Raw genomic sequence first — 13,348 nt, forward strand, 5'->3', positions numbered from 1 at the left:
AAAACGAATCATTATTAATCAACTAAAATTTCATGATAGAATTTAATAAAAAGGAGAGAGGACTTACGGGATGGGAATAAAAAAAGTATCTATTATCGGACTAGGAGCATTAGGAATATTATTCGGCAACCATTTTGTCAAGAGATTGCCAAAGGGGGATGTAAGAATTATAGCGGACCGCGACCGTATCGAAAAATATAAAAGAGAACATGTCTATTGTAATGGAGAACCTTGTGATTTCCACTATGTAACACCCGAAGAACCCTGCGAACCAGCAGATTTACTGATTTTCACTGTAAAATACGAAGGCTTACATGACGCCATTCAAGCTGTTCGGCATCATGTGGGTAAGGACACAATCATATTGTCCGCATTAAATGGTATTACAAGTGAAGGTATTATTGGTCAAGTGTATGGGTTTGATAAGATTCTTTATAGTGTAGCCCAAGGGATGGACGCGGTAAAAATAGGAAATAAACTTACATACGACCATATGGGGATGCTTTGCTTCGGTGATCAAAAGCCTGGAATAATTTCTGATGAGGTTAAGAGTGTTGCGGCCTTTTTTGATAAAATTGATTTTCCATATGAGATAGACACCGATATGAATAAGCGGCTATGGGGAAAATTCATGCTGAATGTCGGAGTTAATCAAACCGTCGCTGTTTATAAAAGCAATTACGGTGAAATTCAACGGGAAGGCGCGGCAAGGGAAACCATGATTGCCGCGATGAGAGAGGTCATTACCTTATCTGAATACGAGGGGATTAATCTAACAGAGGCAGATTTGAATTACTGGTTAAGTGTGTTAGCCACTTTAAGCCCCGAAGGGAAACCTTCTATGGCGCAGGACTTGGAAGCACGGAGATATAGCGAGGTGGCTTTATTCGCGGGAGCAGTATTGAATATGGGGAATAAACATCGAGTACCGACTCCGATAAATAAACAGCTATTTGATACCATTAAATCCATTGAAAATACCTATTAAAAAGTAAATTCTTAGACATAAGTAATAAGCGGTTCTCTTTTTAAAAGAGGACCGCTTTTATGAGTTATAGTTTTCTCGAATTTGTAAATGTACGGTTCAAAACACTTTTAATAATCCCTGGCCTCATCAGTGAGTTTATCGGATTAACTAGATTCATCACTTTCACAAACGCATTATACACCTCTTGATTTTGTGCGGATAAAAGAAAAATATTTTTTGCATACCATTGCTGGATGGACAGTCCAAATGGCTTTTTCCCGCGAGTGTCAGGATATCGGAAATCTTCTGTAAGGACCATATACCAAATCGGGGAAATGATTTTCGCTGCCTTTTTATGAAAATCCGCTGGCATCTTTTGTCGAGCACCTTTATTTATCAATTTTTGCAGTGCAAGAGCCTCTAAAATGGCAATACTCATTCCTTGGCCGAATACAGGGTCAATTCTGCAGAGGGTATCACCGATTAGTAAAAGTCCATCTGGTAATTCAATCTTATCAAACCTTCTCCAAACGATATGTGGGATACGATAGAGGCTTGTTTTGGTAAGAGGAGTTGCATTTTTTATTTCGTGATAGATATCCATTTTTGGCAATTTTTTTGAAAGTTCAATAAAGCCGCTATCGTCTTTTAAAACCTCTTTCTCATTTATAGCGTTATGATAACCCATTATGGTGACAATATAACGATTTCCCTCTATCTTAGAAATCGTACCGCCGATTTTTTCTTGAGGCGGGTTGGGATAAACCATCTTAATCTTCCAGTCTTTTTCCTGGTCTTCAGTCAGTTGAAATTGTTTACTACTATAACTTAAGTTGATGTCAACCTTTTCCTCAGGAATAGAGGTACCTTGTTTATGTAACCAATTAGATGTAAAACTGCTTACTCCGCTGGCGTCCACTATTAAATCTGCTAATAATGGACCATTTTTTAATAAAACACCTGTAATCCGATTATCTTCTTCATTATATAAAAAATCTTGGACGACTTGATTGTAATGCGAAACAACATTTGGAATGCTTTTTATGTATTGTTCTATGTGCCATTCTAAGTGCGGGCGCGTTTGCAGAGTAGTATTGTATCCTCCATCATATCGTATTTTCCAAGCACCATGGTGAAACCATGCAAGATCAATGGTTGAATTGATTTTTACAGCACCGCTCTTATAAAATTCCCCTGTTATACCAGGAAATAAGTTTTCAAGACCATACTCACCGGCATGAAGAAGGGCGTGTAAATGTTCACCTTGAGGTGTAGCTTTACGTGAAAAGGGTCCTTCCGGTTCATTGTCACGTTCGAGGATGATTACTTCTTTGTAAACATCCGACAACACCCGCGCTGCTAATTTACCAGAGATACCTCCACCAATAATAATTGCCTTATCCATTAAGAACATAAGATGAAACACCTGCCAAAATAATATTTTTCAAAAAAAAGTAACCCATAACGGTGGTGGGTTACTTTTTTAAAAGAATGAATTATGCACCAAGCTGATCTAAAATGTATGAAGAATTTTGTTCATCCCATCGAAAAATTCCTTCTTGGAGCTGGATGACTGAATCGAATGGACGTGGAATTGGTAAATTTCCTAACTGCCCTAACAATTGCTCCCTTAATTGAAGGAGTTCGTTTTTGGACGCAATGCGAATAACTTGATTTAATCTAAGATTCTTTACAGTTATGTTCTTACTTTCACAAATGCTATCTTGGAAAGGCTTGTTAAACTGAATCATCATTTCTAAATCATTTAGGCAGGCCACACCAAAAACATCTTTTATGGTGTCTTCATATTTAAGCTGATATCCAGTTGCAAATTTAATCATATTCTTTTCAGGATTTTCTAAAATATAAATTGTATCAATTTCATTTTTCATTTATTAACACCCTTTTGAAGCGGACGGTTTTTTACCTACATCACCGCTTTAATTTGTTAAAACACAACTATTTTATTATAGCATATTTTTCTGTTTTGGTGTAAAAGACAACTCTATATGACGTTTGTCATACTCTGCATATGACACCTGGTACTTACATGAATGATTTTATTTCCCTATACTTATTTTAACGACACAAATCGAAGGGAATTAAAATTATGTCAGTACAAGAAAATACGAAGAATTTACGAAAACAAGTTGCTCCTTTTGAAGGATCAACAACAAAAGAAAGTGTATGGCAGATTATTAACACGGTTGGACCGTTTATCTTATTGTGGTTCATTGCTTATCAATGTTTATCTGTTTCTTATTGGTTGGCATTGGTTCCGATGATCGCAGCAGCAGGGTTTTTAGTACGAATTTTTATCATTTTTCATGACTGTACCCATCATTCGTTTTTCAAAAACAGAAAGGCGAATCGTGCAGTTGGTACCGCAATGGGAGTATTAACATTGTTCCCGTTTGATCAATGGGGTCACGAACACTCTGTTCATCATGCCACAAGTGGTAATTTAGATAAGCGTGGTACAGGAGATATTTGGACACTAACAGTCGATGAATATTTGGCAGCACCACTTAGACTTCGACTAGCTTACCGTTTTTATCGTAATCCTATCGTGATGTTTGGCTTAGGACCAATCTATGTTTTCGCGCTTAAAAATCGTTTTAATCGTAAAGATGCACGTAAAAAAGAGCGAATGAACACCTATTTAACCAATGTCATTCTTGTTGCTTTAGTTACTTTGTTTTGCGTCACAATTGGCTGGCAATCATTCCTGCTCATTCAAGGCACCATTTTCATGATTTCCGGTTCAGCAGGTATTTGGCTGTTTTACGTACAGCATACATTTGAAGATTCTTACTTTGAAGAAGATAAGGACTGGGAATATGTGAAAGCTGCAGTAGAGGGAAGTTCTTTTTACAAACTGCCTAAACTTTTGCAATTCTTAACAGGCAATATTGGATTCCACCATGTTCACCATTTAAGCCCAAGAGTTCCAAATTATAAATTAGAAGAAGCTCATAATCAGACAGAACCATTAAAAAACGTTCCAACCATTACACTTGCGACAAGCTTAAAGTCACTTCGTTTCCGTTTATGGGATGAAAATGCCAAGAATTTTGTTGCTTTTAAAGACGTGAAAGCTTTAGCAAAAAAACGTATTTCTGTTCAAGCGAAACCAGAGTTATAATATTACCCAATTTGGCTGACTCTCCGTGCACGGGGAGTCTCTACATGTGGATCAGCCGCCTGATAAGGAGAGATTGAAGATGATTCGAATTGTAATCGCAGAGGATCAGGCACTGCTGTTAGAGGCCATGGGGAATCTGTTGAATTTGGAAGAGGATATCGAAGTGGTTGGGCAGGCAGGCAATGGGGAAGAGGCACTGACTCTGGTGCAAAATTTACAGCCGGATGTTTGTATTATGGACATTGAAATGCCTGGAAAGACAGGTCTCGAGGCCGCAGAAGAATTACAGTACATTAATTGTAAAGTAATTATTCTTACCACTTTTGCAAGACAGGGATATTATCAGCGTGCATTGAAGGCTGACGTTAAAGGATATTTACTGAAAGACAATCCTAGTGAGGAATTAGCCTCGTCCATCCGAAGCATTATGGCTGGAAAGCGGATTTATTCACATGAACTCATGGATGAGGAATCGAGAGAAGAAGATGACGACTTAATCCCTCAAACCTCCAACCATCACAACAAAATGGGATCTGTTAAAAGTTATTTAACTTCCATTATGGATAAAATAAAATTACCAACAGGTTAAAGCACCCAATTTTTACTGGGTGCTTTTTTATATTTTTTAGATAAATACGATTCACGTAAATCAGAATGGGTAATATATGGGATGCGCAAGATGAAGATATTGTATATTCAAACATTAAAGAAGGCGGAGGAAGGAAAGAAAACTAATTAGTAAACATCAAACCACATTGGTTCATTGTCTTCAGGGTCGCCATTGTAATTGATCAAGATTTCATCTCCTGTTTTGATATCACTATAGGCATAAATATCAATGGTTTGATTTTTGAGATTAAGCTTATATAAAGCATTAGGAGTGTAGGAGTGATTAAACAATGAACCGTATCCAAGCGCTAATGCACATTCTTCTAAATCGTCACCCCACCAAAAAACATATTCAATCATGATGGTTTTTTTCAAATATTTAAATTCATCTTTCGAGGAAATGATCACGGGTGCTTCATGAATGAGCTCACCTTTCTTAATGTCGCAGGTTGCGAATATACCTCTGCCATACTTTGATTTCTTCATTTCAAACATAAAATTAGCACCACCATTATAAATTGAAATACCTTTTATTACTCTATGAATGAATGGGAGAATTTGTTTAAGTAATCCTATAAAGGAAGATTATTTAGGAGGAGCGCACATGACGCAAAATCAGAAAACATATTGTGGAAACGAGTATGACCCATTAAAGCGTGTAATTCTTTGCCAGCCCCAATATATGACGATTCGTGAAGTTATCAACGAAACACAAAAGGAATTTAAGGATGAAGGGATCCATATAAAACGCGCGCTGGAACAACATAATAAGTTTGTCAGAACTCTAGAAACAAACGGGATAGAGGTTGTTTTATTGCCTTATCATAAAAAATTCCCAGAGCAGGTGTTCACACGTGACATTGGCTTTACCCTAGGACAAACCATTTTTGTTGCGAAGATGGCTCATGATGTACGTATCGGCGAGGAAGATGTTTTAAAACAGTGGCTTGATGATGAAGAAATGTCTTATTACACTTTGGCAGAAGACAGGATTGAAGGCGGAGATGTAATCATTGATGGGGAGACGATTTACGTTGGATTAAGTAACCGGACTCACCAGGAGGCGGTGGAACATTTGCAAGGTCTTTTAGTCCAATATGAAGTGAAAGCCATCCCCTTTAAGGAAAAATATCTCCATTTGGATTGTGTATTTAATGTTGTATCACCTGATACTGCCCTGATTTATCGGCCTGCATTAACCGAGGAAGATATAAACCTTTTTTCTTCCCGCTATGAATTAATTGAGGTTTCTGAGGAAGAACAGTTTACACTAGGAACAAATGTACTCTGTATAGGGAATAAGAAAATTTTAAGTTTACCCATTAATAAACATGTAAATCAAAATCTGCGCAGCCGAGGGTTCGAAGTGATTGAGGTCGATATTTCAGAAATTATTAAATCCGGTGGATCCTTCCGTTGCTGTACGCTGCCTATCTTAAGGGGATAAAAAAAGGCTGTCCGAGGAATTCGGACAGCCCACATTCCGTGAAATCACAAGTTATATTCCTTGTTGATTTCGTAATGTTTGTTCAGCCAACGCGACAAGACGTTTGGTCATTTCACCGCCGACTGAGCCATTTGCTCGTGCGGTCGTATCAGCACCAAGTTGAACTCCAAACTCGTTGGCGATTTCTTCCTTCATTTGATTCAGAACATTGTCTGCACCAGGAACCAATAGTTTGTTTCTAGCCATGATACATCACTCCCGACGAAGTATTTTTGAGCAATGTAGAATTGCTCGTATTTAATTTACCCTTATTATTATACCTAATTCGTTACACTAATTGGCATAATAGTTTTGTGTATAATATGGCTGTGATTTCTCATTAAATGCTACACCGACTCCTAAGTACTCATAATCCTGACGCAGTATATTTTCACGGTGTCCCAGTGAATTCATTAATCCTTCATGGGCGAAAATACTGCTCAATTGACCATATGCCAAGTTTTCCCCAGCTGTATGGAACCGAACGGAATCCTCTTTCATTCTGTCAAATGGTGATTGTCCTTGCAAATTCTTATGATCGAAATAATTATTTGTGGCCATATCTGTACTATGCTCTCTAGCTGTTTCTCTCACATGGTCATCCCAGGTGAGGACAGAGAGTTGGTGATTGACTCTGGCTGCATTAGTTAAATCAAACATTTGATACTCAAAGCCTTCTTTTAAGGTTGGCGAAGCTTCCGTATAAAAATCTTTTTTGTTGTCCTCCATGGTTTTACTGACGATTTGTATCGCTGTTACAGTATTATTTTCATGCTTATCATAAAAAATCGTCACATAAGCGTTATCCAATAAAAATAAATCATTGTCACTATCCTCTTGCAGCTGATATATGACCATACCCTTTTGAACTTTCGTTATGGGATCACCGAGAATGCTGCGAACACTTTCTTTCGATGTAGTGCCAATCTTAATACCATTAGTAGAATTCAATAAATCTTGGTTGGTGTATAAACCGGCAGCTTGATTATTATCATCATACATCACCATAAAGAAATTATGATAATTCTCATGATAAGCATGCCAGTTTGTGCCATATTCATTTAAAGAAATCCGTTTGGCTAAACCAAGATTATGTTCGATGTCCGTTTTTGCATTGCCAAGCTCAATATTGTGAATAGAAAAAGTTTGTTGAGATGGTGGTGTTAACTCCACCTTTTTCTGTGGCACTTCATTTGATTTATCTTCGGTTAACGGCATTCCATCTAGTTGAAAACCAAGCTGATTCAACATCTGCTGGATATCGTCATATAAAACACTAATCGTTTCCGGAACTTCTAGATTTTCTTTTAACGACGATACAAAATTAGCATGGATGTTGTATTGATCCAGCTGTTTTGTGATAAATGGCCAGGAAATATATAGTAAAAGTAATAGGACAATTAATCTTAATAAACGAAACATCATCTTGCCTCCAATTCTATTAGGAGTATAGCCAATTTCGATTAACTGTAAAATAAATCAGCCCTGAAATCAAGTTAAATTTTATGTTAATCTTTTCAAATCTGCTTCATCGCAAAAAAATGAAAATGTCAGGCACACGAACAAGTGCCTGACATTTGCTTTATATTTCGAGGATAATTGGTAGAATCATCGGTTTTCTCTTCGTATGCTTAAACAAATACTGGCCGACAGATTTTTTAATATTTTGCTTCATTACGTTCCATTGGCGAATATTATCTGCTTCTAATTCAAGAATCACTTTCTTAACAAGACGATTAATTTCTCTAATTAAATCCTCTGATTCCTTTACATAAACAAATCCACGAGTAATCGTGTCAGGACCTTGGATAATTTTTCGATCGGATTTACTGATCGTTAAAACAATAACAAGCATTCCATCTTCTGAAAGCTGTCTGCGGTCTCGTAAAACAACCTCCCCCACATCGCCAACACTAATGCCATCTACATACGTGTCTCCTGCAGGGATATTTCGTGTCTGCCGAGCCACTGAATTTTCAATATCAATAACATCACCATTTTTTATAATAAATGTATTTCCTTTTTCAACACCGACCGATTCAGCTAACTGCCTGTGATGATGGAGCATTCGATATTCACCATGAATCGGGATAAAATAGGTTGGCTTCATCAGCGTGAGCATAAGTTTCAAGTCTTCTTGGTAGCCATGACCGGAAACATGCATACCGGTTGAGCTGCCTGAGCCATAAATGACCTTAGCTCCTAGTTGAAATAGGTTATCAATGATCTTAGAAACCCCTTTTTCATTTCCTGGGATAGGTGATGCTGCTAAAACAACGGTATCTCCAGGATATATGGTTGCATCACGATAATTTCCTGTTGATAACCGTGCTAAAGCTGCATTAGGTTCACCTTGACTTCCTGTACAGAGAATCGCAACCTTATCAGGAGGGAATTGTTCAATCTCATTCGCATTGATGAGCATCCCTTCTGGCATATCCAAGTATCCGCGTTCCATTGCAACATCCACCACGTTAACCATACTTCGTCCAAGTAACGCCAGCTTACGATTTGTTTTTATCGCTGCCTCAACCACCTGTTGAACACGGTTCACGTTTGATGCAAAAGTAGAAAGAATTATTTTTCCATCCGCCTTTATAAAAGCCTCTAATAAATGGTCACCAACCATTTGTTCAGACGGTGATAACCCCTTGCGTTCGGCATTGGTGCTTTCCGAAATTAAGGCTATGACACCTTTTTGGCCAATCTCAGCCATTTTATGAATATCACTATATTGGTCATTTGATGGTGTTAAGTCAAACTTAAAGTCACCGGTATGAACGATATTTCCTTCAGGGGTGTGGAAGACAATACCTAAGCAGTCAGGGATACTATGACTCACCTTAAAGAAAGAAACACCAATTTCTCCGAATTCTAGTGTGGATTCGGAATGAATGGTAACAAGTTCCGTATCGCGAAGCAGGCGGTGCTCTTCCAACTTTAATTCGATTAACCCCAATGTAAAACGAGTTGCATATATAGGAACTTGATTAAATCTCTTCAAAAAGAAAGGGATACCGCCAATATGATCTTCGTGGCCGTGTGTCACAATCATCGCACGTATTTTGTCCTGATGTTCCTCTAGATACGTCATATCAGGGATTATTAGGTCAATCCCCATCAGACTCTCATCAGGAAATTTACCGCCGCAGTCGATGATGATGATATCGTCTTCATACTGAATGACGTACATGTTTTTCCCGATTTCATTAATGCCTCCCAAGGCAAAAATGGATACAGATTTTTTACTCATTTTTCATTCAAACCTCCCGATTTACGCTTGCATAATGTTTAGTATTACCTCAAGAAGAGATGAGTATGATGAATGTGGAGCAGTTCCTCGAAAAATGAAAGAAAAGATTATTTTTTATTTTAAAAAAATGTATTGATTTTTCTAAAAATAACAATTAATATATGTTATATTAAACCCATAGATTTAATCGGAATTAAAAGTAGTAAACCATGCGGTACCAAGAAAAGGGCGCTATAGACAAGTGCCCTTTAAGTAAACACCGCATATATTTATAACTAGCTAAATCCATTTTCAGCATTTCAAGTGGATTATTTTTGGGAGTGAATGTTGACTGAATTACTCAACATTCATGGAGGAGGGAAGGAATGAAGGTATCGAGTAAAGGTGAATATGCCTTGCGGGCTTTGCTACAGCTGGGAAATCATCAAGGTAATGTACTAGGCATACAAGAAATATCTGAAAAAACCCTTGTAAGCATTCATTATTTGGAACAAATCTTACTTCAATTAAAAAAGCTGGGTTATGTTACGAGCAAACGGGGTGCCAAGGGTGGTTATATGCTGCAAAAGGAACCTCGAGAAATCAATATTGGAGAAGTTATCCGAGATTTGGAAGGTCCTCTGTCACCGATGAGCTGTGCATCTATTACAAAATATGAGCCATGTCCATTAGAGAACGGATGTCAATTAAAGCCGTTGTGGTCGCTGGTACGTGACACCATTGCATTTGTTCTGGAACGAACCACATTGGAGGATTTACTTTTAAACCGAATTACGAAGTTAGAAGGAGAGGATATCATTGTCGTCAAAAGCCCGTCTAGATCAACAGGTGATGGAAAAAATAGCTAGTTTATTAGAAGGCTTAGAATTTGGAACCGTTCAAATCACCGTACATGATTCACAAATCACTCAAATTGACCGCTTAGAAAAGCACCGCTTGCCGCTAAAAAGCAAACAGACTAACGTCGTATCTAATCAATCTAAAAGCAGGTAATAAACATTATGAATAGCTGCCGATCGGACACACCGAAGGCCCTTTAGTATCTTGTACATGTGCTATGTACACGTATGAAACTAATGGGGCTTTTTTTATTGCGAAAAAAGCCTACTAAATTAAAGAGGGGTTAATAACATGATGAAAAAGATTTGGATTACACTATTTTCGCTAACTTTACTTTTAGTGTCCGCATGCTCGAACCAAAGCACCACACCAGAGAAAGATACTCCTGCTGTAAAAAAAGAGGTGGAACTATTAAACGTGTCATACGATCCAACCAGAGAATTTTATGAGGAATTCAACAAAAGCTTTGCCGCTTATTGGGAAAAAGAAAAAGGACAAAAGGTAACCATCAATCAATCTCATGGTGGTTCCGGAAAGCAGTCTCGATCTGTTATTGACGGTTTAGAGGCAGATATTGTTACCTTGGCACTTGCTTATGATATCGATGTCATCGCAGAAGCGGGAAAGCTTCCAGTGAATTGGCAGGAACGATTAGAAAACAACAGTTCACCCTACACTTCTACAATTGTGTTTCTTGTAAGAAAAGGCAACCCAAAAGGGATTAAAGACTGGGATGATCTCGTGAAAAATGACGTATCCGTGATCACTCCAAATCCTAAAACGTCCGGCGGAGCGAGATGGAATTACCTAGCAGCCTGGGGATATGCATTAGAGCAAAATAACGGGGACGAAGCAAAAGCAAAAGAATTTGTCACCAAACTCTTTAAAAACGTTCCAGTTTTAGATTCTGGTGCCCGTGGTTCTACTACTACGTTTGTGGAAAGAGGCATTGGTGATGTACTGATTGCATGGGAAAACGAGGCCTTTTTAGCTCTAAATGAGTTAGGCAAGGATGAATTCGAAATTGTCGTTCCATCTGTAAGTATCCTAGCAGAGCCGCCAGTTACGGTTGTCGACGAAACAGCAAAAAAACATGGAACAGAAGAGGTTGCGAAAGCCTATTTAGACTATCTTTACAGCGAGGAAGGTCAAGAAATTGCAGCTAAAAACTATTATCGTCCGCGTTCAGAGGAAGTAGCTAAAAAGTACGAAGATCAATTCCCTGAAATAAAGTTGTTTACAATTGACGAAGTTTTTGGCGGTTGGAAAAATGCCCAAAAAATCCATTTTGATGATGGCGGAGTCTTTGACGAGATTTACAAACCTTAAGAATAAAGGAGCGTTTTAAGTGGCTGATAAGAAAAAACGACATCGAGTTCTACCTGGATTTGGCCTTTCTATGGGGTACACACTCATTTATCTAAGCCTAATTGTATTAATTCCAATAGCATTTCTATTTTTAAAAGCATCGACGATTAGCCTGGCAGAATTTTGGGAGACCGTTACGGATGAGAGAGTGGTGGCTTCCTATAAATTGACGATTTACACCTCGTTAGTTGCCGCTTTGATTAATGCGGTATTCGGGACACTGATTGCCTGGGTATTGGTAAGGTACGATTTTTATGGCAAACGAATCATTGATGCCCTAGTAGATTTACCCTTTGCTCTTCCCACGGCAGTGGCAGGGATTGCGCTTACCACCATTTATGCTCCTAATGGATGGATAGGGAAATACTTTGAGGCTATGGGAATAAAGGTAGCTTATACGTCACTTGGTATTATGGTTGCCTTAACTTTTATCGGTCTTCCCTTTGTTGTACGGTCGGTCCAGCCGGTGTTACACGATTTAGATCGTCAGTATGAAGAGGCAGCTTCTACACTTGGTGCCAGTTCGACTCAGATCTTCGTGAAAATTATCTTACCAGCCATTTTCCCCGCGATTTTAACAGGATTTGCCCTTGCCTTTGCAAGGGCTTTGGGGGAATATGGCTCAGTTGTTTTCATTTCCGGCAACATGCCGATGAAAACGGAAATTGTTCCATTGCTCATCATTACGAAATTAGAGCAATTCAATTATGCGGGTGCTGCCGCAATCGCGGTTGTCATGCTTGTATTCTCATTCGTTCTATTATTCTTAATCAATTTTTGGCAGTGGAAAACAACGAAAAAGTATCAAATGAACTAGAGGAGATAGGGAATATGATTGTTCAAGAGCTTCGAGAGAAAAATATAAAATCCAATACTGAGCCGGGTCTCCTAAAAAAATGGGTGTTAATTACGATAGCTTTAGGGTTTCTAGGATTATTTATTCTTGTGCCTTTGATCGCTGTGTTCTCTGAGGGACTAAATAAGGGAATTGAGCTGTACTTTGCTTCTTTGACTGAACGAGACGCATTATCAGCAATTAAATTAACGTTACTTACCGCTGCGATCACGATACCTGTTAATACGATTTTTGGCGTGCTGGCTGCTTGGGGGATAACAAAGTTTAATTTTAGAGGTAAAAATATTTTAATTACCTTAATTGACATCCCGTTTGCCGTTTCACCGGTCATTGCTGGCCTTGTTTTTGTTCTTTTGTTTGGTTCACAGGGAGTATTGGGTCCGTTTTTAGAGGCTAATGATATCAAGATTATCTTTGCTGTACCAGGAATCATTTTAGCGACTATTTTTGTTACCTTCCCATTTGTGGTCAGAGAACTACTCCCCATTATGGAAGAGCAAGGAACGGAAGAAGAACAAGCCGCCATTACACTTGGTGCAAGCGGCTGGCAAATGTTTTTTCGGGTGACATTGCCCAATATTAAGTGGGGGTTGTTGTACGGGGTTATTCTTTGTAACGCCCGAGCCATGGGTGAATTCGGAGCGGTATCTGTTGTTTCCGGCCATATCAGAGGGTTAACCAATACCATTCCTCTTCATGTTGAAATTCTATATAACGAATACAATTTTACAGCTGCATTCGCCGCGGCTTCCTTACTTGCACTTCTTGCAATACTAACATTAATTTTAAAAAGCCTTGTGGAGTGGAAAACGAGAAAACACTAA

The 13,348-nt window shown here is 38.4% G+C and carries 15 protein-coding genes; 9 read left to right on the forward strand and 6 right to left on the reverse strand.

Annotated features, from left to right (window positions below; translation table 11 throughout):
• The first annotated feature begins 70 nt into the window (after window positions 1–70).
• The gene (locus tag ACN6MT_RS17565) at window positions 71–988 is read left to right on the forward strand and encodes a ketopantoate reductase family protein (RefSeq protein WP_419887287.1); all 918 of its coding nucleotides are present in this window, start codon (window positions 71–73) and stop codon (window positions 986–988) included.
• Window positions 989–1,052: 64 nt separating this feature from the next.
• Here the strand turns inward: ACN6MT_RS17565 and ACN6MT_RS17570 are convergent, their stop codons facing one another.
• Both ACN6MT_RS17570 and ACN6MT_RS17575 read right to left on the reverse strand, forming a co-directional pair.
• A complete protein-coding gene (locus tag ACN6MT_RS17570; protein ID WP_419887288.1) occupies window positions 1,053–2,381 on the reverse strand; it encodes a glutamate synthase subunit beta in 1,329 nt (442 codons plus the stop codon).
• Between the two features lie 82 nt (window positions 2,382–2,463).
• Window positions 2,464–2,859: a hypothetical protein gene (locus ACN6MT_RS17575; protein WP_063251854.1), complete on the reverse strand. Its 396-nt coding sequence runs from the start codon at window positions 2,857–2,859 to the stop codon at window positions 2,464–2,466.
• A 218-nt stretch (window positions 2,860–3,077) separates the two neighbouring features.
• On the opposite strand from ACN6MT_RS17575, the gene ACN6MT_RS17580 reads away from it, so the two are divergent.
• Window positions 3,078–4,112 (forward strand): fatty acid desaturase, encoded by a 1,035-nt coding sequence (locus tag ACN6MT_RS17580; protein ID WP_063251855.1) that lies wholly within the window; start codon window positions 3,078–3,080, stop codon window positions 4,110–4,112.
• A gap of 79 nt (window positions 4,113–4,191) precedes the next feature.
• Window positions 4,192–4,701, forward strand: a complete 510-nt coding sequence (locus ACN6MT_RS17585) for a response regulator (protein ID WP_419887289.1) — start codon at window positions 4,192–4,194, stop codon at window positions 4,699–4,701.
• Between the two features lie 146 nt (window positions 4,702–4,847).
• Here the strand turns inward: ACN6MT_RS17585 and ACN6MT_RS17590 are convergent, their stop codons facing one another.
• Entirely contained in the window at window positions 4,848–5,216 is a 369-nt protein-coding gene (locus tag ACN6MT_RS17590) for an SET domain-containing protein (RefSeq protein ID WP_419887290.1), read from the reverse strand.
• Between the two features lie 109 nt (window positions 5,217–5,325).
• On the opposite strand from ACN6MT_RS17590, the gene ACN6MT_RS17595 reads away from it, so the two are divergent.
• Window positions 5,326–6,168 carry a dimethylarginine dimethylaminohydrolase family protein gene (locus ACN6MT_RS17595; protein WP_419887291.1) on the forward strand — a complete coding sequence of 281 codons (843 nt, stop codon included), beginning with the start codon at window positions 5,326–5,328 and terminating at the stop codon, window positions 6,166–6,168.
• Window positions 6,169–6,219: 51 nt separating this feature from the next.
• On the opposite strand, the gene ACN6MT_RS17600 is transcribed toward ACN6MT_RS17595, so the two are convergent.
• The 3 genes from ACN6MT_RS17600 to ACN6MT_RS17610 all read right to left on the reverse strand — a co-directional run bounded on the left by ACN6MT_RS17600 (window position 6,220) and on the right by ACN6MT_RS17610 (window position 9,460).
• Window positions 6,220–6,414 (reverse strand): alpha/beta-type small acid-soluble spore protein, encoded by a 195-nt coding sequence (locus ACN6MT_RS17600; RefSeq protein WP_063251859.1) that lies wholly within the window; start codon window positions 6,412–6,414, stop codon window positions 6,220–6,222.
• Window positions 6,415–6,501: 87 nt separating this feature from the next.
• Entirely contained in the window at window positions 6,502–7,632 is a 1,131-nt protein-coding gene (locus ACN6MT_RS17605) for a CAP-associated domain-containing protein (RefSeq protein WP_419887292.1), read from the reverse strand.
• Between the two features lie 157 nt (window positions 7,633–7,789).
• Window positions 7,790–9,460, reverse strand: coding sequence for a ribonuclease J (locus ACN6MT_RS17610; protein ID WP_419887293.1), 1,671 nt, complete (start codon window positions 9,458–9,460; stop codon window positions 7,790–7,792).
• 365 nt (window positions 9,461–9,825) lie between these two features.
• Between ACN6MT_RS17610 and ACN6MT_RS17615 the strand changes: the two genes are divergently transcribed.
• From ACN6MT_RS17615 to cysW, 5 genes are all read left to right on the forward strand, one after another.
• Entirely contained in the window at window positions 9,826–10,308 is a 483-nt protein-coding gene (locus ACN6MT_RS17615; RefSeq protein ID WP_419887294.1) for an RrF2 family transcriptional regulator, read from the forward strand.
• The gene (locus tag ACN6MT_RS17620) at window positions 10,259–10,453 is read left to right on the forward strand and encodes a YezD family protein (protein WP_082799388.1); all 195 of its coding nucleotides are present in this window, start codon (window positions 10,259–10,261) and stop codon (window positions 10,451–10,453) included. The genes ACN6MT_RS17615 and ACN6MT_RS17620 overlap by 50 nt, the downstream gene beginning before the upstream one ends.
• Before the next feature lie 141 nt (window positions 10,454–10,594).
• Window positions 10,595–11,629: a sulfate ABC transporter substrate-binding protein gene (locus ACN6MT_RS17625; RefSeq protein ID WP_419956470.1), complete on the forward strand. Its 1,035-nt coding sequence runs from the start codon at window positions 10,595–10,597 to the stop codon at window positions 11,627–11,629.
• 70 nt (window positions 11,630–11,699) lie between these two features.
• On the forward strand, window positions 11,700–12,485 hold the full coding sequence (gene cysT, locus ACN6MT_RS17630) for a sulfate ABC transporter permease subunit CysT (RefSeq protein ID WP_419956471.1): 786 nt from the start codon (window positions 11,700–11,702) through the stop codon (window positions 12,483–12,485).
• Window positions 12,486–12,499: 14 nt separating this feature from the next.
• Entirely contained in the window at window positions 12,500–13,348 is an 849-nt protein-coding gene (gene cysW, locus ACN6MT_RS17635; protein WP_419887295.1) for a sulfate ABC transporter permease subunit CysW, read from the forward strand.

Origin of the sequence: Neobacillus niacini, from assembly GCF_048572935.1 — a bacterium.
In the GTDB taxonomy this organism is placed as follows: Bacteria; Bacillota; Bacilli; order Bacillales; family Cytobacillaceae; genus Neobacillus; species Neobacillus niacini.